Here is a 24,203-nt window from a genome sequence, read left to right as displayed (position 1 = left end):
ATCAGCTATATAACCTCTTACTAATCTCTTCTGCCTTACTGTAAACTTCCGATGGCTCTACTCCGATGTTGAACTGGCCGTTCTCATAGCGGATGATTCCACCGATCATGGTCATAAGTACGTTGCTCTTACTGCCGCTATAGACAATATTCTTGGGGATATTGTTTATTGGCTGCATGTTTGGCTGGGACAGATCAAGCATGATGATATCAGCAAGCTTACCCTCAGAAAGGGTATCTGCGTCATTAAGTCCCATAGCGTGAGCTCCGTTAACTGTTGCCATCTTAAGTACTTCCATGGCATCTACGCTGCTGGCATCCATGTTCTTGATCTTGGCAAGACCAGTAACAAGGAACATCTCCCTGAACATATCAAGACAGTTGTTGCTGGCAGGTCCATCTGTACCGATCGCTACTGGAATGCCCTTTTCAAGGTACTCCTTGATTGGTGCTATTCCACTTGCAAGCTTGCAGTTGGAGCCAGGGTTAGTTACGGCATAGAGACCTCTGTTTTTCATGATCTCTCTGTCATGCTCATTGGTCCATACCACGTGGTATCCGCCTCCGCCGTAGTCAAACAGTCCAAGACTGTCAAAGAACTGTATTGGAGACATTCCATATCTCTCAACGCACTCCATAAGCTCAGACTCAGTCTCCTGAATGTGGGCCCAGAATGGAGCCTTGTATTTGTGAGTCAGCTCAGAAACCTTGGTAAGGAGCTCTTTTGAGCAGGTATACTCAGCGTGAACTCCTATGATAAATGAGTTGTACTCATCTCTTCCGTTTAAGTCGTTGTAGTAATCCTCTAAAAGCTCCACAGACTGGCTGAAGTTGTTTACGCAGCTGGTCTGAACGCATCTCATTCCGCAGTCCCTGAAGGAATCTGCAACAGAATATGGTGTCAGATACATCTCAAATGCAGCAGTGATACCACTTGTAAGATACTCCATAATGGCGATCTTACTAAGATGATAGATGTCCTCTGCTGTCATCTTGGCTTCTATAGGGAAGATCTGGTTGTTAAGCCAGTCCTGAAGTGGCAGGTCATCAGCCTTGGATCTCATAAGAGTCATGGCTGAATGGGTGTGGGCATTCTTAAAGCCTGGCATAAGAAGATTTCCATGACAGTCTATCTCCCTGTCCCACTTAAGCACTTCGTCAGGATGGTTGTCGCAGTAGCTCCTTGCTTCATCATCAGTTCCCACAAAAAGAATGCGTTTTTCTCTGACAAAGAGCTGGCCTTCTATTATCTCTTTTCCATCCTCCATGGTTAAAATTCTTGCGTTAAAGAATCTTATATTCATACATCAAACCTCAAACTTTTTGATTGACTCAGCTACAAGCTTGGTGAAAAGTGGCGCTGCCTTATCTGCTGCCTCCTGAACTTCCTCGTGGCAAAGAGGCTCATCTGAGATACCTGCTGCCAGGTTACTGATACAGGATACTCCGCAGACTCTCATTCCGCAGTGGTTAGCAGCGATTGCTTCTACTACAGTGCTCATGCCAACTGCAGATACTCCAAGCTTACCAAGGAGCTTGATCTCAGCAGGAGACTCAAAGGATGGTCCTGTGAGCTGGCAGTAAACACCTTTTTTAAGATCGATGCCGTTCTTCTTGGCAACCTTCTTGATAACGCTCTGAAGGTCCTTCTTGTAGACATCAGACATATCAGCAAATCTTGGTCCCATCTCATCGATGTTTGGTCCGATAAGAGGATTAGGAGCAAAGATTGAAACATGATCTGTGATAAGCATAAGGTCTCCGGCATTAAAGCCCTTTCCAAGACCACCTGCTGCATTGGTAAGGAAAAGGATCTTAGCCCCAAGAAGATGCATAAGTCTTGCAGGGAGCACTACATCGCTGATATCGTAGCCCTCGTAGTAGTGAACTCTTCCCTTCATGCATACGATCTTCTTTTTTCCAAGATATCCAAAGATGAACTTTCCAGCATGTCCTGGAACTGTGGAAACAGGGAATCCAGGGATATCGCTGTAGGAAACCTCGCACTCCACCTTGATATTATCTGCAAACGCGCCAAGACCTGAGCCAAGGACAAGAGCTATATCAGGCTCAAAGTCTGTGATCTTTCTGACTGCATCTCTGCACTTTAAAAGCTTTTCATAAGTTGGATTTGACATATTAATACCTCTTTCTGTTTTCTAAACATAACCTTTTCCTAGTATATCATAGGAGGCCTTAACTTTCCTCATCAGTGGGCATAATAAACTCAGGGTTTTCTAAAGTTCCAAAGATAACCGGCTGAATCGTGTTCCTGACCGCATGCTCAAGGGCTTCCTTCATGCCTCCCTTAAGGAGCTTGTTGATGATGGTGGCCTCAATGCCGCTGCTCTCTGCCTTTACTGTCTTCATAGTGTTCATCAGCATCTCTGTTCCAGGAATCTCAGAGAGCCTTATCTCGATGTGATTTTCGTCATCAAAGTAGATATTGAAATTCCTCATGCAGGCTTCCTCAAGGAAATAGATATCATTTCTGATGACCAGCCTGTTGTACTCATCCCTGGATACAGCTGACCGCAGGGACACCTTGTAGTTCTCGCCGTGCATGTTGATTTCGCTGATATATCTTTTGTCCCCAAAACCGCACTTGAGCTTATAGATGACCTCTCCCTCGTATACATCGATGAAGAAGTGCCGATCTTCAGTAAACCTAAGGCCCACTTTCCTGATGCCGTCAGTGAAGTTGTTGTGGACAACCTGCATCATTATAGGGAAAAGACCTACTCCTGAGGTCTCAATATCGTAGATGTTGCCAGACATTCTCCTAAGGAAAGTGTTAATGAGCCGGTCTTCATTTCTTGTGTAAAGAGCCGGAGAGTCAAATCTCTTTTTGGTAAAAGAGCTGTCGCGGCGCCTTGTCGATCCCGTTGTCATGGAGATGTGCCTGTTACCCCATCCGCCCCTTTCTATGGTTGGGAACTGGGTGGTCCTTAGGCTCACAGATTTGCAGATGGCCTTAAGTTCAGTAAGAGCCTGTGGGTCCTCCGGGAGCGGCTCATCAGATACTTCAATGGCGTTCTTCATGCGGTCTCTTATCATGACCGCCATGGAGCTTGTCTGGAAGACATCCTTGTTACCTGCGTTTGTGACAACTACCATGTCGATGTCAGGGTAGACAAATACGTTCTGGCCCAGCATTCCGTTGTAGGCAAAAGAGCCTTTCCTGTCGTTATTGATCCATATCTGGTAGCCGTAGTGCTGGTTGTCCTCATCCAGAGTCTCTATCTGGAGAGCCGTGGACTCAACCACCCACTGCCTTGATACGATCTGAACATCGTTCCACTTGCCATCCTGCAGATACAGCTGGCCCATCTTGGCCATGTCCTCGATTCGCATAAACAGGCCCCATCCGCCCTTTGTAATGCTCTGGGGGCAGCTCTCCCAGAATACTCTCTTGATGCCCATGGGATCAAATATCCTCTCCTTGCAGAAGTCAAAGAGGGTCTGACCTGTGATCTCAGTGACTATTGCCGAGAGCATGTAGGTGTTCATGCTGTTGTATTCAAATTTCGTTCCGGGATCGAATTTATAAGAACTCTCAAAAAAGCTCTTTCTCCAGTCATTGCCGCTTATGGCGCCGGCTTCGTTAAAATCAACGCCGCTGGACATGTTAAGGAGATTCCTGACTGTAACCTGCTTTTTTAAGGTGTTTCGAAGGCCCATTCTGGCCCCGAAGATATCCTGAAGGGTGTCAGTAAGCTTAAGCTTCCCTTCATCAATAAGAATGCCAATGGCCATTCCAGTGATGCTCTTACACATGGAGTAGGTCACATGCCACATGTCCATGTCAAAGGGCTCAAAGGAGCACTCTGCGATGACCTTACCGTGACGAAGGGCCATAAATCTGTGGATCCTTGACTCCTTGTCCTCTGAAAGGTCACGGATAAGCTTTGCAAAAAAAGCAGAGCTAACCCCCTGTGATTCGGGGGTAGCTCTTTCTAAAGTCTGTTCATCTGGAAAAGCAAAGGGGCTAAAAGCCTTCTTCTGAGGTGTATAGTCCACCTTGCTGATCTCGCCAGTTTCTCTGGCAACTATTTTCATTAAAAGTGAGACCAGGTCAAGTTCTGTTCTTGGCATATCTCATCCTCCTTGCGGATCACTTATCATTTAAAGCTCGCATGGAATTGAGAATCGCGATCACAGCCACACCAACATCGCCAAATACTGCAAGCCACATGGTTGTAAGGCCAAGAGCGCCAAGTACCAGGATAATAAGCTTTACAGCAAGGGCAAAGACGATGTTCTCTTTTACGATTCTCACCGTTTTGCGGGCTATCCTGACAACAGATGAGATCTTGCGAAGATCATCGTCCATGATAACGATGTCTGCAGCCTCAATAGCTGCGTCGCTGCCAAGGGATCCCATGGCGATTCCCACATCTGCTCTCATAAGAACTGGTGCATCGTTGATGCCGTCACCAACAAATGCAAGCCTCTTATTATTATCCTCTTCGTTTAACATTTTTTCAACCGCAGACACCTTGTCTGCAGGAAGGAGACCGGCTTTCACATCGTTTATTCCAACCTGGTCAGCTACATGCTGGGCGATGTCCTTATTATCTCCAGTGAGCATCACAGCTCTCTTAACTCCGATATCGTAAAGGGAGGAAATAGCCTCTTTTACCCCGCCCTTGATGGTGTCGGCGATAACAATGGCTCCGGCGTAGCTTCCATCATATCCGATGTAGATAACTGTTCCTGCGCTCTCGTCCAAAAGTCCGATGGATGCCGGAACATCGATGAGTCTGCTGTTTCCAAGAAGCAGCTCTTTTCCGTTATAGACAGTACTAAGGCCGTTTCCGGCGATCTCTTTTGTCTGAGCCTGATCTATAAGGCTTGTATCAGGCGCTGCTCCGCCATTTCTCTCCTGATAGCACTGGATAATGGACCTTGCTATAGGGTGATTGGAGAAGGCCTCTCCTGCTGCTGCAAGAGTAAGGAGCTCGTCTTCTGAAAAAGAGCTCTGACCTGACGGGATTATTTCTGAAACCTTGAACTCACCCTTGGTGATGGTTCCTGTCTTATCAAAAACTACAGTGTCGATAAGTGCTGCGGCCTCAAGGAAGTTACTGCCCTTAACAAGGACACCCTTCTTGGAGGATGCTCCGATTCCGCCAAAGAAACCAAGTGGAACAGAGATAACAAGAGCACATGGACAGGACACAATAAGGAAAATGCAGGCTCTTCTGATACTGTCAGAAAAAGCGAGCTGTCCAAGGAGTGGTGGCAGCACTGCGAGGAGCACTGCACCTATGGTAACTACTGGTGTGTAGTATCTTGCAAATCTGGTTATGAAGTTCTCCATGCGGGACTTCTTGTTGCTGGCATTCTCCACAAGCTCAAGGATCTTGGCAACTGTGGAATCTTCGTATGCCTTTATGGCTCTGAGCTTAAGGATGCCTTCGCCGTTGACGCAGCCACTTATCACATCGTCGCCAGTTGCTACTCGTCTCGGTACTGACTCACCTGTAAGGGCTGCAGTATCTACAAAGGACTCACCCTCAAGTACAGTTCCATCAACCGGGATCTTCTCACCGGCTCTTACAAGGATGGTATCTCCAACGCTTACTTCCTCAGGGTCAACTTCCTCAACGGAACCATCTTCCCTTACTATATTTGCCGACTCTGGAGCGATGCTCATAAGGTCAGATATGGACTGCCTTGACTTGGATACGGCTACGCTCTGGAAGAGCTCGCCCACCTGGTAAAAGAGCATTACCGCCAGGGCCTCTGAATACTCTCCGATGCCAAAAGCTCCGAAGGTTGCGATCATCATAAGGAAGTTCTCGTCAAAGACCTGTCCGTGGCTTATATTGATACACGCCTTCTTAATGACGTCATAACCGATTATTATGTATGGTACGAGGAATATCACGAACTGTCCGTACCATGGAATAGGATCTAAAACTCCTGTTTTTTCAAGGATCATAAGGGATGCGAACATGATGAGCACAATGATGATCCTGTTTCTTACTTTCTTTTGTTTCTTGGTCATGTAAATCGCCTCATTTCATAAAGAGGGTCGCCGCAAACGGCGACCTTCACATTTTAAGCTGTCTCGATCTCACAATCAGGTTCTACTTTTTTGCAGGCCTTAACTGCTGCATCGAATACCTTATCAAATACGTCTTCCTCAGCTTCCAATGTGAACTTCTGAGTCATGAAATTAACTCTTGCGCTTACTACGCCATCTATCTTCTTAACAGCCTCTTCCATCTTAGCTGCACAGTTTGCACAATCTACCTCACACTTATATGTCTTCTTCATATTTCCACCTTTCTTCCACTTAACGTGGCACTCATAATTTTAATTGATGTTCTGCGGTGACAATTGTCACTCTTCTATGTGGTTGATTCCCTGATCAATGATAGTCCTTACGTGGTCATCAGCCAGGAAATACATTATCTGCTTGCCCTCTCGTCTGTTTCCAACGAGTTTGCTCTGCTTGAGGATCTTAAGCTGATGAGATATGGCTGACTGAGTCATATTAAGCTTGTCTGCTATATCTCCCACATTCATCTCTTCGTCGAAGAGTTCAAACAGTATCCTGATCCTTGTGGAATCTCCAAACACCTTGAACAGCTCCGCCAGATCGTAAAGCTCATCTTCATTTGGAAGCTCTCTATGCATCTTAAGTCTCCTTTCCGCAGATTTAGGTTTGCAGTTCATTTAAACATATGAACATCTGCTCATATGTTTAATATATACTTCGTTTATATATTTGTCAACACAATTTTTCTTACGGACCAAACGCACCAAAACATGTCTCTGGTCCGTAATTTTTCAGCACTCGCAAACTCAAAAAGAGGGTGTTTTCAGACCAAATGCATAGAAACGTCTATTTGGTCCGTAAAATAACTCCCACTTCCCCCGTTATGAAGGCAGATTTTTCCTCAAATTACGGACCAAACACCACAATCCAGCTCTCTGGTCCGTAATTTCAATAAATATCACGCGTTATAGGCTGAAAAACAACGGACCAAAAGGGACTTTTTGAGCTCCTGGTCCGTAATCGCCCAAATTTCACTGTTCAAAAATCATCTCAAAGGCGGCCCGAGGCCCTTGCGGGGCACACTCTTTCCATCCCACTCTCATCTCCAAACACACAAAAAGCGCCAGAGCCTGCTAAACAGGTCACTGGCGCTTGGTTTAAACCATTTACATTGTCTTCATAAGGTCGAAGAGACTGATCTGGTTAGAATCCGGAATGTCTCCAAGAAGTCCCATATCTGCCATCTTGTCGATGACACCCTGAGGGCACTTGGTTCTCTGGCGGAAGTCATCCTTACTAAGGAACGGACCGTCTTTGGCTGCTTCCACGATCTGGTCTGCAGCTTTTTCACCCATACCATCAATACTGGTAAGGGATGGCATGATCTTGTCGCCGATTACCTGGAAGTCCCTTGATTTAACCTTGAAGATGTCGATTGGCATAAATTCGATGCCTCTTTCGTACATCTCCTCTACAAGTCTCATATCTCCGTACTCGTTCTGTTCTGAGTTAGAAAGAGAGTCCTTTCTGCTCTGGTATTCCTTCATGATACTGTGAAGGTGGTTCTCACCCTGGCACATGTGCTCGTAGTTGAAGGCCTTGGCTCTTATGCTGAACCATGCAGCATAGAAGGCCTGTGGCACGTATACCTTAAAGTACGCAATTCTCCATGCCATCATAACGTAGGCTGCAGCGTGGGCCTTAGGGAACATGTACTTGATCTTCTCGCAGGACCAGATATACCAGTCTGGTACACCGTGGTCTGTCATATCTTTCTTCCAGTCGCTCCAACTACTCTCCTTGCCCTTGGCAACCTTACCCTTACGGACTGACTCCATGATCTTGAAGGACTCAGACTTATCAAGTCCCTTCTGGATCAGGTAGATCATGATATCGTCACGACAGCAGATGCAGGTATCGATGGTTGCCTTTCCTTCCTGGATAAGGGTCTGGGCGTTACCAAGCCATACGTCTGTACCGTGGGACAGACCAGAGATCCTTATAAGGTGGGAAAGAGATGTTGGCCCCGCATCAATAACCATCTGCATGGCGAAGTCTGTACCAAACTCAGGAAGTCCAAGACATCCAAGCTTGGTTCCCCCGAGCTGCTCCGGAGTTACGTTAAGAGCTGAAGTATTCATGAAAAGGCTCATAACGTTCTTGTCATCAAGAGGCACAGTCTTGGGGTCAAGACCTGTGCAATCCTGAAGGAATCTTATCATGGTGGGATCATCGTGTCCCAGAATATCGAGTTTTAACAGGTTGTGGTCGATTGAGTGATAGTCGTAGTGGGTTGTTATGGTGGCCGTTGTCATATCGTTGGCCGGGTGCTGAACCGGACAGAAGGAATTGATATCCTCACCCACAGGAAGAACTATGATTCCTCCAGGATGCTGACCAGTTCCTCTTCTGATCCCTGTACATCCCTGAACTATTCTGTTTATCTCGCTCTTTCTCTTGCTGGCCCCGATTCCATCATAGTATTTCTTTACAAAACCGAAGGCTGTCTTATCTGCAAGAGACGCAATTGTTCCCGCTCTGAAGGTCTGTCCGTAGCCAAAGATAACCTCTGTGTACTTGTGGGCTTTGGACTGATACTCTCCAGAGAAGTTAAGGTCGATATCAGGCTCTTTATCGCCCTTGAATCCAAGGAAGGTCTCGAAAGGAATATCAAAGCCGTCCTTGTTCATCATGGTTCCGCACTTAGGGCATCTCTTATCTGGCATATCACAGCCGGAGTTACCACCAAAAGCAAGAACCTCCGGTGAATCAAAGTCACTGTATTTGCAGTGAGGGCAGATATAGTGAGGGCTCAGGGAATTGACCTCCGTGATACCTGACGTGAAGGCAACGAAGGAAGATCCTACTGATCCTCTGGAACCTACCAGATATCCGTCCTCATTGGATTTCCAAACCAGCTTCTGGGCAATGATGTACATAACCGCGAAACCGTTCTTGATAATAGAATTAAGCTCTCTTTCAAGACGCTCCTGAACTATCTCAGGAAGGTCCTCTCCGTATATCTCATGGGCCTTGTCGTAGCAGATCTTGGTCAGGATCTCATCACTGTTCTCAATGACAGGAGCGCACTTATCGGGTCTTACCGGAGAGATGGAATCGCACATATCAAGGATCTTCCTGGTATTGTCGATTACGATCTCCCTTGCCTTTTCTCCGCCAAGGTAGTCAAACTCCTGAAGCATCTCATCTGTGGTCCTTAGGAAAAGAGGCGCCGGCTCCTCGTCATTCATTCCCTTTCCTGCCATGATGATGGTCCTGTAGATCTCGTCCTCAGGATTAAGGAAATGGGCGTCGCAGGTAGCTACAACGGGCTTATTGAACTGATCTCCAAGCCTTATTATCTCTTTATTGATCTCACGGATATCATCGTCAGAATTGATATCCTCATATCTCTCTGAATCAACCATGAAGTGGTTGTTGGCAACTGGCTGGATCTCCAGGTAGTCGTAGAAGCTCACAAGCCTTGCGATCTCTTCTGGTGGTCTTCCCTCAACAACAGCGCCGTAGAGTTCTCCTGCGCAGCAGGCACTTCCTATGATGAGACCCTCTCTGTGCTTTAAAAGCTCACTCTTTGGAATAAGAGGGAATCTTCTGAAGTAGTCGACGTGGGACTCACTAACAAGGGTGTAGAGGTTAACTCTTCCCAGAGTATTCTTGGCCAGAATAATGCAGTGATTAGGCCTTAAGTGCCTTATCATCTCAGGGGTTGGCTTACCAAGGACATTGACCTGGGTAAGGTCCTCTGCTCCCTGCTCCTTGAGCATAGGTACAAACTTGTTAAAGATAAGTGCTGTACACTCAGCATCATCTACCGCTCTGTGATGGTGCTCAAGAACGATATTGAGAGTCTTGGCTACAGCATCAAGAGTGTGCTTGGCCTGTAGCGGGAAGAAGTACCTTGAAAGCCACAGAGTATCCACAGTGGTGTAGTCTGCGTCTATTCCAAGCTCCTTGCAGTTCTGATTGATAAAGCTTATATCAAAGGTTACGTTGTGTCCTACAAGGACAGCGTCCTTACAAAACTCCACAAACTTAGGGATGATAACTTCCCTTGTGGGAGCATCGATTACCATGTCATCAGTGATGCTGGTGAGCTTCTCGATCCTGTAGGGAATTGGAACCTGAGGATTGATGAACTCTGAAAATCTGTCTATTATCTCGCCGTTTCTGATCTTAACAGCGCCGATCTCAATAATCTTATTTTTAATAGGTGAAAAACCTGTTGTCTCAATATCAAATACAACAAAGGTAGTGTTAGTAAGGCTCTGTCCCTTGTCGTTTACTACGATCTCTTTTAAGTCATCAACAACGTAGGCCTCGACACCAAGGATCAGTTTAAAGAAATCCTGCCTGTCTATAGGAGGCTCCCCGGCTTCCTTGCGGCGGCTCTTTTCATCCTTGTAGAGATCCTCCCATACGTGATTGGCATCTGTAAGGGCCTGAACTACGCCGTGGTCAGTTATGGCAATACCTGGCATACCCCACTTGTATGCCTGCTTGACGATATCCTTGACCTCGGATACACCGTCCATGTCACTCATCTTGGTATGGCAGTGGAGCTCAACTCTCTTGACGTCAGCTGTGTCCTTGCGCTTTACGGTAAAGTCAGGGATCTTCTTGACGCCGACAACAGACTGTATTGAAAGCTCGTGATCGAACTTATCTACAGCCGCAATACCCTTGATCTTAACAAAGGCACCCATCTTGATGTCCTTGGTGATATCAGGAACATCCTCTGTATTTACGAACATCTTAACAGCAATTGAATCTGTAAAGTCAGTGATGGCAAAGATCAGGATGGTCTTTTCATTTCTAATATCCCTTGAATCAAACTCTATGATCTTGCCGTGGATGGTTACTTCTCCAAGTTCTCCCATGAGGTCCACAAGCTTCATGGTCTCATCGTCAAAGTCCCTTCCAAAGATAACATCAGGATTATCTGATTTCTTGTAGCTTCCGCCGAAATCTCTTTTGAAGGAGCCCTTGCCCTTAGGTGCTCCGGGAAGTGGCTTATCCGGAGCTGGTGCCTTGGATTCAGGTGCTGCAGGTTTTTCAGCCTTAGGAGCTGCCTCCTCAGCTTTAGCCTTGCTCTCCTCCTCAGCTTCCATCTCCTTGGCCTTGGCTTCCATGGCCTCCAGCTTCTTGGCCATCTTACCAGCTTCTTCGCTGTAATCAGGAGTCTTATCTTCTTTTTCCACTTCAATAAATTCCGGGGAAATAGCTACGGACAGACCGCATCTCTCGTTGAAGATCTTGGAGAGAACTCTTACAAGGTCCGGAGCTTTCTTTTTACCAACGACGCTGTCCTCAAGCTTAACAATGAGGCTGTCCTGATCTGGGTACTCAAAAGAAGCCGCACGAAAGAGACTATACTCCATATGGTCATAGTCCTTAAGCTCCAGCTCAATGCTCTCCCTGTATAAGTCTAAAAGATTCTGTGGTGTGTACTGGGCAGAGAGGGCGAACTTTTCGTAGATCTTGATGGTGATATCCTGATCCTTAAAAAGCTGCTTCTTGATACCGTTTTCTGCCTTGATGATATCTGACTTATCGATCAGATTGTTGCTCTGAATATATATTCTGATAAAGTCCTGCTTGCGCGTAGTAGAGACTTTAGTAACTTCAGTCTGTTCCATTATCTCGCTTACTTTGGAATCAAGCGAAAGGCCTGGAAACACTTCAAAAAATGACTTCCCCATAAAACAAAAACATCCTCACAAAACTACTTAACGAAATTGTCCAGTTCATCCTTAAGAGCCTGCAAAAGCTCTTTTTCAGGAACCTTTCTGATAACCTCGCCCTTCTTGATAAGAAGACCTTCTCCGATTCCTCCGGCTATTCCGATGTCTGCTTCTCTGGCCTCCCCAGGTCCGTTTACAGCACATCCCATAACTGCAACCTTGATATCAAGGTCATAACCCTGAACCATGGTTTCAACTGCATTGGCAAGGCCAATGAGGTCGATGTTGGTCCTTCCGCAGGTTGGGCAGGAAACAACTTCTATTCCGCCCTTTCTCATGCCAAGGGTCCTTAGAACCATCTTGGCTGTCTTGATCTCCTCAACAGGGTCTCCTGAAAGTGAAACTCTGATGGTATCGCCGATGCCCTTATTTAAGATGATTCCAAGTCCAACTGATGACTTAATGTTACCGCCGTAAAGAGTTCCAGCCTCTGTGATACCGACGTGAAGTGGATACTGGCACTTTTCTGCCAGAAGCTCATGGGCCTTAACACAGAGCATTACGTTTGAAGACTTGATGCTGACAACCATGTTGTCGTAGCCAAGATCTTCGATGATACCAGTCTTATCAAGGGCACTCTCAACAAGGCCCTCTGCGGTAACTCCGCCGTATTTCTCAACAAGCTCTTTTTCCAAAGAACCGCTGTTAACTCCAACTCTGATAGGAATATTCCTCTCCTTGGCACAGGCTACAACTGAAGCGATCCTGTCCCTTCCTCCGATGTTACCTGGATTGATCCTGATCTTGTCAGCGCCATTTTCCATGGCTGCAATGGCCATCTTGTAATCAAAGTGAATGTCAGCAACGATAGGGATGCTGATCTCTTTTTTGATCTCACCTAAAGCCTTAGCAGCTTCCAAAGTAGGAACTGTGCTTCTTATGATCTCGCAGCCAGCCTCCTGAAGGCGCTTGATCTGCGCAACAGTGGCCTTAACATCCTCAGTCTTGGTGTTGGTCATGGACTGGATCAGAACAGGATTACCTCCTCCGATCACTCTGTCGCCTATATGAATAACCTTAGTATTATCTCTATATGCCATATCAGATACCTCTAAAAAACTCTCTAAAAAAGTTACCTTGTGAACTTGGTGATGTCGTTAAAGAGTACAAACACCATAAGTCCTAAAAGTGCCACCATTCCAAGCATGTGGACAAAGCCTTCTTTTTCTGGTGGAACAGGCTTACCTACAATGACTTCGATGAACTGGAACACCAGTCGTCCTCCGTCCAGCGCTGGCAGAGGCAGAAGGTTCATAACGCCCAGGTTTACAGACAAAAGAACTGTAAGGGACAACATGGTGAGTACCACCGCTGAAGCTCCGTAGGGTTTTACCTCCTCATAGGTGTCGTCAACGATCTTGACCATTCCAACAGGGCCTGATACATCGTCCTTGTTGAGCTTGCCCTTTACTAAAAGAGCAAGACTTCTGTAGGTGGTCTTAAAGTAATATCTAACCTCATACCATGCGTACTTAAGAGCCGCAGGGCCTTCAATTCCGCCATATTTACCGATGTAGATACCCATGTAGTATCTGCCGGCCTCTTCGTCGTACTTTGGCACAAGAGTTGTCTCGTGAAGCTCTCCGTCTCTCTCATAGACGATGTCCATGGGGCTGCCCTCAGCAAACTGTGAGATCATGGTAACTTCGCCTGCCATGTAGACCTTCTCACCGTCGATACTTACAAACATATCTCCTGGTAAAAGACCTGCATCCGCCGCAGCAGAATTCTCTGTGAGTTCATTGATAACAGGGAAATTCCATGCAGCAAAGCTTGCAAGAACAACGGCCAGAATATATGCGATTATGAAGTTAGCAAAGGGTCCTGCAAAGAGCGTTGCTATCCTTCGCCAAACTGGTGCATTTAAAAAAGAGTGCTCGTCGTATCCTTCCTTTTCCTCAGCCACAGGGTCCATGCCATCAAAGACACAGGCGCCGCCAATTGGAAGGAGCTTGATGCTGTAGAGGGTATCCCCCTTTTTCTTTTTCCAGAGGGTTGGACCCATTCCCACGAAGAACTCGTTGACTCTGATGCCGTTTGCCTTGGCAATGATGAAATGTCCGAACTCGTGGGATGTTACAAGCACACCAAATATTAAAAAGAAAATAAGTACACTAACTAGCATTATCTGAATATCCTTCTATTTAGAGCGAAAGGGTCTCAAGGTAGTCGTAGGTCTCCTGCTCTGCTGAGAGGATCTGGGTTACGTCAGGATTATCAATTACCTTGTGGTGCTCCATTGCTCTTTCTATCATTTCGTAGATCTGGAGATATCTGATATCTCCCTTTAAAAATCTCTTAACAGCCATCTCGTTGGCAGCGTTGAATACTGTTGGCATGCTGCCGCCAGTCCTTGCTGCGTCGAAGGCAAGCTTAAGCCCCTTAAATGTGTCTGTATCAGGCTTTTCAAAGGTTAAGCTGTGAAGTTCAAACAGGTCAAGTCTCTTTTCCGCCATAGGACGTCTGTCCGGGTAAAAGAGTGCGTACTGGATAGGAAGCTTCATATCCGGAACCCCGAGCTGCGCCATAACTGCACCGTCCACATACTGAACTGCGCTGTGAACTATGCTCTGAGGGTGAACTACAACCTCAATATTATCAAGACTTACGTCAAAGAGCCATCTTGCTTCCATGACTTCAAGGCCCTTATTTACAAGGGATGAGGAGTCGATGGTAACCTTTGGTCCCATATCCCAGTTAGGATGCTTTAATGCGTCCGCAGCTGTCATGGCCTCAAGCTCTTCTTTTTTCTTGCCTCTGAATGGTCCGCCGCTGGCAGTTAAAAGAATCTTCTCCACCTTGTCACGGGGTTCCCCGTTGAGGGACTGGAAGATCGCGCTGTGCTCTGAATCCACTGGAAGGATCTGCACATTCTTTTCCCTTGCAAGTGGCATGATGATGTGACCTGCGCACACAAGAGTCTCCTTGTTTGCAAGAGCGATGTCCTTACCAGCTTCAATTGCTCTTATAGTTGGCTGAATGCCTATCATTCCTACAACTGCTGTAAGAACTGTATCTGCCTCAGGGACAGACACTATATCTAAAAGTCCTTCCATTCCTGAAAGAACCTTGATACCAAGATCAGATATTTTGTCCTGAAGAGCTGCAGCTGCCTTCTCATCGAACATGGCAACATACTTTGGTTTGAACTCTCTTACCTGCTCTTCAACTTTTTCTACGCTGCTGTTTGCAGCTATACCCACAACTGAAAGCTCGCTGCTGTTATTTCTTACAACGTCCAGCGTCTGGGTTCCGATGGATCCTGTAGATCCAAGAAGTACTATCTTGCGCATAAATGGTGTTCCTCATTAAGTAAGTATTACTGCCAGAAAATAGATAACTGGCGTTACAAATATCACGGAATCGAAGCGGTCCATGATACCGCCGTGACCGGGGATAATGTGGCCGTAATCCTTGATATTGTGATTCCTCTTTATTCCGGAGGCCAGAAGATCTCCAAGCTGGGAGATGATGCTGCCAACGAAAGTAATGATCATGAGAACATATATGGTTCCAATATTGTGAGTTACATTGCTGTATAAGAGATATCCAAAGATCGCTCCAACAGCCACTGCTCCAAGAGTTCCGCCGATGGCGCCCTCCACTGTTTTCTTTGGTGAGAGGATTGGAACAAGCTTGTGCTTTCCAAAGGCTCTTCCTGCAAAGTAAGCGCAGGTGTCGCAGATCCATGCGATAAACGGAATCCATGCAAAGTATATTCCAAGGTGCCTTATCCTTAGAAGGTAAATAAAAGATAAGTTGATTGGCACATACAGGAAGCTGAAAAAGCAGTAGATAGCCTGTACTGAGGTGTATTTAGGAAATGTCAGCACGTAGCATACCATTATCAAAAAGAATGCAAACATCACTGAAAAGATGAAGTATTTGTAGTCCTCAACAAATATCATCTGAACGTAATGAATGACGATCGCAATGTAGCCACATGCCTCAAGAGCATTACATTTCTTGCCTTCTTCATGGACTCCCAGGGCTCTTGTCATCTCAAAGTAGCCAATGAGAGATACAACAAGCAGTGCCCCTAAAAGGATGTATCCACCTGGTATCAGCACTCCCGCCAATACTAACGCTATTATGATTCCGCTAATAACTCTGGTCTTCAATATCGTGTTCTCGCTTTTAAATAAGAATGAGGGTCAAAAGGAGCAAAGTCGCCCTTTTGACCCATAATTGGATCCAAAACTATTGCTGGTCAGTCTTAAGACCACCAAACTTACGATTCCTTGTGGAATAAGCCTCTACAGCCTTAACAAGTTCTGCCTTGTTAAAGTCAGGCCAAGCCACAGGAGTGTAATAAAACTCAGTATATGCGCACTGCCACAGAAGGAAGTTGGATATCCTCTGCTCATTGCAGGTCCTGATAAGAAGGTCAGGATCTGGAAGGAAGTTGGTATCCAGGTTCTCAGTGATCATATCCTCTGTGATATCATCTGATGATATCTCGCCAGAAGCCACCTTGTCAGCTACCTTTTTAACTGCACGTCTTATCTCGTCCCTGCTGCCATAATTGATGGCGATGGTAAAGGTAAGCCCTGTGTTACCTGCAGTTGCATCCTCAAGCTCTTTAATAGCAGCCTGGATATCTTCTGAGAGTTTGCTCCTCTCTCCGATAACTCTGCATCTGACATTGTTCTTCATTGACTTCTTGATACTGGTTTTAAGGTAATTACGCAAAATCGTCATGAGGGCAGAAACCTCTGCCTCAGGACGATTCCAGTTCTCTGTTGAGAATGCATAAACTGTGAGATATTTGATGCCAAGGTCTCTTGCATCAACAAGGATATCTTCTACAGCCTTAGCGCCCTGCATATGTCCATAATTTCTTGGCATACCCTTCTCTTTGGCCCATCTTCCGTTGCCATCGAGAATAATAGCTACATGTGCAGGAATATTAAGATTTTCTTCCATAGTCTTATACCGTCATGACCTCTTTGGTCTTGTCTTCTACAGCCTTATCAATGTCCTTGATAAACTTGTCGGTGATCTTCTGAAGCTCATCGTTAAGATCTTCGATCTCATCCTCTGAAACCTCAGTTCCCTTAAGTTTCTTGAGGGCATCGTTGCCGTCACGACGAACGTTTCTAACTGCAACCTTAGCGTCCTCACCCTTCTTGCGGATGTCCTTACTAAGCTGTTTTCTGCGCTCCTCTGTGAGCTCTGGGAAAACAAGTCTTATTACAGCACCGTCGTTACTTGGTGTGATACCAAGATCTGATGCAAGGATAGCCTTCTCGATGTCCTTGATAAGAGTCTTATCCCAAGGAGCGATCTGGATGATTCTTGCCTCAGGAACAGATACATTACCAACCTGCTGAAGTGGTGTAGGTGTTCCATAGTAGTCAACTTTTATCTTATCAAGTACCTTAGGGTTAGCCCTTCCAGCACGGATAGATGCAAGATCTTCTGCAAGGAAATCATAGGATTTCTGCATTTTGTCATTAAAAGTTTTAAGTCTTTCGTTCATACCCTGTTCCTCCATATGGTTAGTTAGTAGTCACTGTTGTACCATTAAAATCGCCGCTTGCAGCCTTAACAATACTGTTATCCTCAGAAAGAGCAAATACTCTCATTGGAACCTTATTGTCTCTTGCAAGGATTGATGCTGTCATATCAACAACCTGAAGGTTCTGTGCAACAACATCATCGATTGAAATAGTGTCATATCTCTTGGCCGCTGGATTGGTGGCAGGATCAGAATCATATACGCCGTCAATTGCCTTGGCAAGAAGGATATAGTCAGCCTCTACCTCAATAGCCCTGAGAACAACGCCTGTATCTGTTGAGAAGTAAGGATGTCCTGTGCCACCTGCAAAGAACACTACCATGTTTTTCTCAAAGTACTTGTTTGCTCTGTCCTTGGAAAAGAGCTTTGTAAAAGAGCCGCACTCAAATGGTGTAAGGATATTGGTGGTCATGCCCTGGCTTCTGAAGATCTCAGAAACATAAATACAGTTCATGATAGTTGCCAGCATTCCGATCTGATCAGCCTTAACGCGATCGATGTTCTCACTGGTACGTCCTCTCCAGAAGTTACCTCCTCCGATGACAATACCAACCTGAACGCCGTCATCCACCAGCTTCTTGACCTGAAGTCCTACTCTTTTAACTGTTTCCTCATCAAAGCCTGTCTTCTTTTCTCCGGCAAGGGCTTCTCCGCTGAGCTTTAATAATATTCTCATATGGTCTCCACGATTAAATTATTTATTCTTAAGTCCCTCAAAGAACTCTGAAGGATTAACATCAGCATAAGCCTGTGAGCACATACCTTCGATAACAGCACCGTTGTTGATCTGTACTGACTGAGACTTGATGTTACCCATTACGATAGCAGTTGTATCAAGAACAACTGGTCCGTGAACGTCGATGTCGCCCTTTACAGCGCCTGCGATAACTGCGCTTGATCCGAAAATGTTACCTACGATAACAGTGCTCTGGCCAACCTTAACGCTGCCCTTACTTCTAACTTCACCAGTGATTCTTGCTGACTCAGCATAGATCTCAGCTGCATCAGAATCGCCTGTGATCTCGCCTGTTACGTTAAGCTTACCAAGACACTTGATGTTACCAGTGATCTTACCAACCAGCTCAAGTGAACCTGTTGTTGCAATGTCGCCCTTGACGATCATTCCTTCGGTAATGCTAGCTACTTCATCTGTAGGTGTCTGATTTTCGAAATCCATAGTGTCAATTCCCCCATTTTTCTTAGTAATCATTTCTGTTTCAGCATTCTTGTCAGCAACATACTTGTCGATGTGTGCTGGATTTATTGCTTCCAGAGCATTCTTGGGCTCTTCAACTTCGAGCTCTTCCATTGTCTGCTCTTCGATCTTCTCTTCAAGCGCATCTTCTTCAGCTTCTTTTGCTACTTCCCTGATCTCCTCTAAAACTGGCTCCTCAGGAGTTACAACTGAATCCTCCTCTTTTGATGCTGTCTCGTCAAGTTTCTCTTCTACTTTCTCTTCTGTCTTAGCTGCGGCGTCTTCCAGTTTGATATCGTCCAGGCGGTTAAGCATGCTATCGATGTCAACTGGCTCTTTTGTTTCTGTTGCCTTGTTATCAAGACCTTCTGCTTCTGGCTTATCTTCAGGCATCAGTGTGTTAACAGCCTGAGAGAGGTCGCTCTTGAGCTCAGAAAAAAATCCCATCTTGATATCCTCCATTCAATCTTTTTTTCTTTTAATTATTGTTGATATGTTGAACCGATAACGTATCGTCAGTTATCGGTACTATCACTGTGTCATCCATTGCCTGCAATGCCTCAATGACTTCCGGCAATGCCTCTACTGTGCTCTTCTTGTCTGCTGCATCATGCATTAGAACGATGCAGTGTTTAAACTTAGGAACGTTTCCCACAATGTTGTTGTAAATGGAAACCTTGGTGGCTCCTGCCCTGTCATCTCCGGCTGAAACATTCCAGTCGTAGAAGGTAACTCCCTCATCCTTAAGGACATCCATCAGGTCGTGAATATCAACCTTGGTGACCTTGTTGGAACTGCCTCCGGGGAATCTGTAGAACTTGGGCAGCGTATCTGTGGTGTCATACAAAAAGTGCCTCAGCTTCTTGAGGTCCTCTGTAAAGGCATCTACCGAAGAATATATGTCACTGTACTTGTGACTATATGAGTGCATACCCAGTGTATGTCCCTCATCTACAATCCGCTTGTACATATCTGTATACTTGGCATCTGGCTTGCCACACACAAAAAATGTGGCCTTCACATCATACTCTGCCAAAATGTCCAATATCTCGTCTGTGTATATGCTGGGGCCATCATCAAAGGTCAGGTACACGTACCTTGTTCCCTCAATATCTTCAGGATTCTGAGCACCGCTCACCTCAACAGTGGCGTAGTCCACATCCATGGTCTCAAAGACTACAGTGGCGCCATCTGTGGCAAAAGAGCTGTCTGCCTCCTGCATGTTTTCCTCAGAAGTAAGAATATCCTTCTCACTGCCATAGCGTCCTCTGTACCAGTCAAGGTCCGCCCTGGCCTGCTCATATTTGGAATTCAGTCTGTCATATCTGACAGCAAGAATAACACATATACATATTGGGATAAGACAGGCTGCTGCCACACTGGTAAGTATAAGCCTGCGCAAATATCGGATACGTTTGCTATACTGAACTTTCTCTCTATTACCCGATCCCATTGCTATAAACTATCTCTTTCTAATAATATTAACCAAGCTTTAGTATAGCATATATTGTGCTTCTCAAAAAGGAGTTTTTCTATTGAATAACGCGCATTATCTCATCTGCGATAAGGTCAGCCACATAGAGCTTGTAGTCATATCTTGTGGGCTGAGATGGGATATTTTCGTGGAATGAAAAATAAGAGTCTTTATAGACGATGGCAAAAAAGACTTCTCCTGGTACACTGTCCTTGTTGGCAGGATCTGCGTTCCCCATGGTACCTGTGACGCCAACTGAAATATCTGCGCCATAAGCTCTTTTGGCTGATACTGCCATGGCATAGGCTGTCTCCTCAGAGTACACCCCATAGCCCGCAATGATCTCAGCAGGAACGCCCTGTTTGATCTTGGCCTCATTGCTGTAGGTGATAAAGGCGCCCTTCATAACCTCCGATGAACCTTCGGTATCGGTCAAAAGAGATGCAACAAGCCCAGCAGTGCAGCTCTCCATGGTGGTTATAGTGAGTTTCTTTTCAATTAGAGTTTTGGTGATCTCAGTGAATTTTGCAGAAGTTTCTTTTCCCATGATATTCCCCCCCTATTCAGTTATACAACGAAAAAGCGGAAGTGCATAGCACCTCCGCCTAAAAATTATCAATATTACGCCATTTCTTTTAACATTTTCTCTGCTGCAGTGAGTCTTACGCATACTGTGAACACGTCCATGGCAAGACGCAGATCGTTGAGATTAGGGAATGTAGGAGCGATACGGATGTTGGAATCGTGAGGATCCTTGCCGTATGGATAAGTTGCTCCTGCCTTGGTCATCATAACTCCTGCCTTCTTGGCTCTGTCTACGATCATCTTGGCACAGCCCTCTGGAGCGTCAAAGCTGATGAAGTATCCGCCCTTTGGATTGGTCCAGCTGCCGATTCCGCATGGAGTAAGGTCTCTTTCAAGAATCTCCTCAACAGCCTCAAACTTAGGTCTGATGATAGCTGCATGCTTCTTCATGTGCTCCTTGATGCCCTTGATATCGCCAAAGAAGCGAACGTGACGAAGCTGGTTAACCTTGTCGTGACCGATGGTCTGGTATGTGAGCTGAGCCTTGATCTCCTCCAGGTTGTTGAGGGATGTAGCGATAGCTGCAATTCCGCTTCCCGGGAAAGTGATCTTGGATGTTGATGAGAACTTATATACAAGGTCAGGGCTTCCAGCCTTCTTGCACTCCTCGAGGATCTCGATGAGGTAGTCCTGCTGTCCGTCATAGAGATGGTGTACGCCATAAGCGTTATCCCAGAAGATCCTGAAATCTCTTGCTGCAGGACGAAGGCGTGCAAAACGTCTTACTGTCTCGTCTGAATATGAATAACCCTGAGGGTTTGAATACTTAGGAACGCACCAGATTCCCTTGATTGACTCATCGTCTGCAACGAGCTTCTCAACCTGGTCCATATCAGGGCCTGTAGGAGTCATATCAACAGGGATCATCTCAATGCCAAAGTACTCTGTGATAGCAAAATGTCTGTCATAACCTGGAACAGGGCAAAGGAACTTAACCTTGTCCAGTTTGCACCATGGAGTGTTGCCCATGATACCGTGAGTGTAAGCTCTTGAAACTGTATCGTACATAACGTTGAGAGAAGAATTGCCATAGATGATGATGTTCTCTGGCTTGTTCTCCATCATGGCTCCGATGAGGACCTTAGCCTCGTGAATACCATCAAGAACGCCATAGTTTCGGCAGTCAGTACCATCTTCACATGAAAGATCAGCATCTGAATTAAGAGCATCCATCATACCCATTGAAAGATCAAGCTGTTCTCTGCAAGGCTTACCTCTTGCCATATTAAGAGAAAGTTCCATCTCCTGATACTTCTTGTATTCAGCCTTGAGCTTAACAACTTCCTGCTCAAGCTCCTGCTTGTTCATCTGTGCATACTTCTTGGCTTCGCTTACTGCCTTTGGCATTTTTCCATTACTCCTCTCATTTCACCACTTTAATCTGTAAAATCCTTTTGTATGAATATATACCTGTATACAATTAATTTCAAGCACCAAAATATGCAAGTACAAACACAAGTGGTGAGTTCCAGTAAATGGTTATCTCATTTAAGGAGTAACATGTAACGTCATCAAGGTAACACTTCATAGGAGGTGTATCCTTTGGAAGCTCAGATGCCTTCTCGTCCTGAAGACCTCTGTTTGGTCCTCCTGAAACCAGTCCTGGCCATGGCTCATCCACGTTATCAACTGCTGTTGGACGAAGATGAGGATTTTTGTAGGCCTTCTCTCCGTGGCATGTAACATAGCTTACATCCATGCTGTTGCAGCCAAGAAGATAATCAAGTCCTGAGCGGATCACCTTTTTATATTCTTCATTTGGTGATACGAAGCTGTCTGTAACAGCCAGGATCATCATGTATTTTTCAACTTCAAAATTGCTGCCCCAGATGTAGTCTTCTGGAAGCATAGGGATTCCAAAACCGTTCTCTTTGGCTACCTTAACAAGCCTGTCAGCTTCAGAAATATATCTGGTCCTTAGCTCTTTTGTCAGATCGCTGTCATCCCCTGCAAGGAGCATTGAAAATGATCCAAGACCTGCAACCTCTGCCCAGCCAAGACATGTGAGGTAGTCTCCCTGGAAGCCAAAGCCAGCGTGCTTGTCACCATAGTCTGCAGCCTTAACCTTCTGATTCCTTGCATCAATAAGATACTGCTCATCTCCTGTTGCCTCGTAAAGAGAAGCTGCTGCCCAGTATCTGTTTGAGAAATCCTCTGCCTCATCGTACTGTCCGGTGTTTGATCCTTCCGGATTGTAAAAGAGAAGTGGATTAGGGTTAGCAGATAGCCATGCATAAGCTTTTTTAGATGCTGCAAGGAGCTTGTCAGCATATGCTGCGTCGTAATCCTTATAAATTGTGTAGGCCAGAGCGCAAACCGCAGCGATATCTGCTGTAGCAATTGATGACACAGCAAAAACAAAGAGCTCTTCCTTGTCCTCTTCAGGCATGATAAATGGTGCGTGACTGAAGGTAGTTACCTTGTGATAAACTGCGCCGTCTTCTCTTTGCATCTTCATAAGGAAGTCCAGCTCAACCTTTACCTCTGACAGGATGTCAGGGTACTGTCCTTTTTCACAGTTTTCTTTTGGAATATTGAAATCAACATCAAGGAGATTTTTAAAGAATCTGACGCCATAGAGAAGATGGGCCACAGCCACTGATCCTGCTGTTGAGTATCTTCCGTAGTCGCCTGCGTCATGCCATCCGCCTGAGACATCTCTTTTCTCATCTGTGCCATAAACTGTGGCAAGAGATGTGTGGCATGGTTCATGATAAAACTCGCCCGCGAACTCTTTTGAAAGAGCATCGCCGCAGCGAAGATAATAGAAGCACTTAAGGAGGTCCTTAAAAAGAGTGCCATAGACATCATCAGATATTTTGAAGGTGGCAGATGAAGTGTCGCCCGCACGAACTGCAAAACTGCCCTCATCTGAAAACTGCGAGAAGTCTGCTACAAAAGTCTCCTCGCCAGAAATCTTGTCCCGGCCAAATTCTGTCACATTCCCTGAGTAAACTGTTTCGCCGCCTGTGCTTACAAGTTCAAACCTCTCTGCGGGGAAGTTAAGAACTGCTTTCTTGCTGCCGGTTTTGGTAAATCCAACCTGGTTTAAGTAAATCTGCTTCATCCGTAGTCTCCTTTGATGTGATAAATTGCCGTCCTGTTCTATCTTATCACATCAAAGGTTCCTATGTGGAAATTTATCTTAAATCAAGATACATCAGGTCAAAGTCAACGTACTCATCTCCTATTTTAAAGAAGGCTGGAGATGTACCGCACTTTTTAAAGCCATACTTTTCATAGAGATGGATGGCGCTCTTGTTGTCTGAGCGTACCTCAAGATTTATTATCTCGATGCCATGCTCTTTTGCGTAGCTGATTATCATATCTGTGAGGATTCCGCCGATTCCCTGATTCCAATAGTCTTTAACAACAGAGATTCCAAACTCCGCTCTGTGCTTCATTCTTCTTGGCATGCTGGAAAGACTGGCATCACCAATGACCTCGCCGTCCTTGACAGCAACGATCATAACTGACTTCTCGTCGTCTCTTACGCCTTCTATGTGCTTGGCTTCCTGCTCTGGTGTAATGGGAAATCCCTCGCTTCCAAAGGTGAGGTTATCGGTCTCTCCTCCGATCTTCTTAATATAGGCAAGTATCTTTTCTGCATCCTCTGGGGTTGCCTGTCTGTAAATAATATCGCTCATTTCATTCTCC

General features: G+C 45.6%; 20 protein-coding genes. All 20 read right to left on the bottom strand.

The annotated features are described in order from the left end of the window. Window position 1 precedes the first annotated feature (1 nt). Window positions 2-1,303 carry an amidohydrolase gene (locus D6855_RS01240; protein ID WP_120737221.1) on the bottom strand — a complete coding sequence of 434 codons (1,302 nt, stop codon included), beginning with the start codon at window positions 1,301-1,303 and terminating at the stop codon, window positions 2-4. 3 nt (window positions 1,304-1,306) lie between these two features. Then, window positions 1,307-2,137 (bottom strand): purine-nucleoside phosphorylase, encoded by an 831-nt coding sequence (locus D6855_RS01235; protein WP_120737219.1) that lies wholly within the window; start codon window positions 2,135-2,137, stop codon window positions 1,307-1,309. Window positions 2,138-2,195: 58 nt separating this feature from the next. Continuing rightward, a complete protein-coding gene (locus tag D6855_RS01230) occupies window positions 2,196-4,094 on the bottom strand; it encodes a serine hydrolase domain-containing protein (protein ID WP_120737217.1) in 1,899 nt (632 codons plus the stop codon). A gap of 19 nt (window positions 4,095-4,113) precedes the next feature. Next, window positions 4,114-6,012: a heavy metal translocating P-type ATPase gene (locus D6855_RS01225; protein WP_120737215.1), complete on the bottom strand. Its 1,899-nt coding sequence runs from the start codon at window positions 6,010-6,012 to the stop codon at window positions 4,114-4,116. Window positions 6,013-6,065: 53 nt separating this feature from the next. After that, window positions 6,066-6,284 carry a cation transporter gene (locus D6855_RS01220; protein WP_120737213.1) on the bottom strand — a complete coding sequence of 73 codons (219 nt, stop codon included), beginning with the start codon at window positions 6,282-6,284 and terminating at the stop codon, window positions 6,066-6,068. 66 nt (window positions 6,285-6,350) lie between these two features. Then, the gene (locus D6855_RS01215; protein WP_243111753.1) at window positions 6,351-6,647 is read right to left on the bottom strand and encodes an ArsR/SmtB family transcription factor; all 297 of its coding nucleotides are present in this window, start codon (window positions 6,645-6,647) and stop codon (window positions 6,351-6,353) included. 528 nt (window positions 6,648-7,175) lie between these two features. Further along, window positions 7,176-11,729: a PolC-type DNA polymerase III gene (locus D6855_RS01210; RefSeq protein WP_120737209.1), complete on the bottom strand. Its 4,554-nt coding sequence runs from the start codon at window positions 11,727-11,729 to the stop codon at window positions 7,176-7,178. Window positions 11,730-11,752: 23 nt separating this feature from the next. After that, entirely contained in the window at window positions 11,753-12,811 is a 1,059-nt protein-coding gene (gene ispG, locus D6855_RS01205) for a flavodoxin-dependent (E)-4-hydroxy-3-methylbut-2-enyl-diphosphate synthase (RefSeq protein WP_120737207.1), read from the bottom strand. A 32-nt stretch (window positions 12,812-12,843) separates the two neighbouring features. After that, window positions 12,844-13,896 (bottom strand): RIP metalloprotease RseP, encoded by a 1,053-nt coding sequence (gene rseP / locus D6855_RS01200; RefSeq protein ID WP_120737205.1) that lies wholly within the window; start codon window positions 13,894-13,896, stop codon window positions 12,844-12,846. Window positions 13,897-13,915: 19 nt separating this feature from the next. Then, the gene (locus D6855_RS01195) at window positions 13,916-15,064 is read right to left on the bottom strand and encodes a 1-deoxy-D-xylulose-5-phosphate reductoisomerase (RefSeq protein ID WP_120737203.1); all 1,149 of its coding nucleotides are present in this window, start codon (window positions 15,062-15,064) and stop codon (window positions 13,916-13,918) included. Window positions 15,065-15,079: 15 nt separating this feature from the next. Continuing rightward, on the bottom strand, window positions 15,080-15,892 hold the full coding sequence (locus tag D6855_RS01190) for a phosphatidate cytidylyltransferase (protein ID WP_120737201.1): 813 nt from the start codon (window positions 15,890-15,892) through the stop codon (window positions 15,080-15,082). Window positions 15,893-15,971: 79 nt separating this feature from the next. After that, on the bottom strand, window positions 15,972-16,697 hold the full coding sequence (locus tag D6855_RS01185) for an isoprenyl transferase (RefSeq protein ID WP_120737199.1): 726 nt from the start codon (window positions 16,695-16,697) through the stop codon (window positions 15,972-15,974). Window positions 16,698-16,701: 4 nt separating this feature from the next. Beyond that, window positions 16,702-17,253, bottom strand: coding sequence for a ribosome recycling factor (gene frr, locus D6855_RS01180; RefSeq protein ID WP_120737197.1), 552 nt, complete (start codon window positions 17,251-17,253; stop codon window positions 16,702-16,704). Between the two features lie 19 nt (window positions 17,254-17,272). Continuing rightward, complete coding sequence (gene pyrH, locus D6855_RS01175) at window positions 17,273-17,968, bottom strand: UMP kinase (RefSeq protein WP_120737195.1); 696 nt, start codon at window positions 17,966-17,968, stop codon at window positions 17,273-17,275. An 18-nt stretch (window positions 17,969-17,986) separates the two neighbouring features. Further along, window positions 17,987-18,934 carry a polymer-forming cytoskeletal protein gene (locus D6855_RS01170; RefSeq protein WP_120737193.1) on the bottom strand — a complete coding sequence of 316 codons (948 nt, stop codon included), beginning with the start codon at window positions 18,932-18,934 and terminating at the stop codon, window positions 17,987-17,989. Between the two features lie 31 nt (window positions 18,935-18,965). After that, entirely contained in the window at window positions 18,966-19,940 is a 975-nt protein-coding gene (locus D6855_RS01165) for a polysaccharide deacetylase family protein (protein WP_120737191.1), read from the bottom strand. Between the two features lie 79 nt (window positions 19,941-20,019). Then, window positions 20,020-20,508 (bottom strand): CinA family protein, encoded by a 489-nt coding sequence (locus D6855_RS01160; protein WP_120737189.1) that lies wholly within the window; start codon window positions 20,506-20,508, stop codon window positions 20,020-20,022. Between the two features lie 74 nt (window positions 20,509-20,582). Continuing rightward, a complete protein-coding gene (locus D6855_RS01155; protein ID WP_120737187.1) occupies window positions 20,583-21,893 on the bottom strand; it encodes an aminotransferase in 1,311 nt (436 codons plus the stop codon). 79 nt (window positions 21,894-21,972) lie between these two features. Next, complete coding sequence (locus D6855_RS01150; protein ID WP_120737185.1) at window positions 21,973-23,613, bottom strand: glycoside hydrolase family 9 protein; 1,641 nt, start codon at window positions 23,611-23,613, stop codon at window positions 21,973-21,975. A gap of 73 nt (window positions 23,614-23,686) precedes the next feature. Continuing rightward, complete coding sequence (locus D6855_RS01145; protein ID WP_120737183.1) at window positions 23,687-24,193, bottom strand: GNAT family N-acetyltransferase; 507 nt, start codon at window positions 24,191-24,193, stop codon at window positions 23,687-23,689. Window positions 24,194-24,203 lie beyond the last annotated feature (10 nt).

The sequence above is a fragment of the Butyrivibrio sp. CB08 genome, from assembly GCF_003625485.1.
GTDB lineage: Bacteria > Bacillota > Clostridia > Lachnospirales > Lachnospiraceae > Butyrivibrio.
The sequence above is the reverse complement of the archived record's forward strand: the minus strand, read 5'-3'. Positions and strand labels throughout refer to the sequence as shown.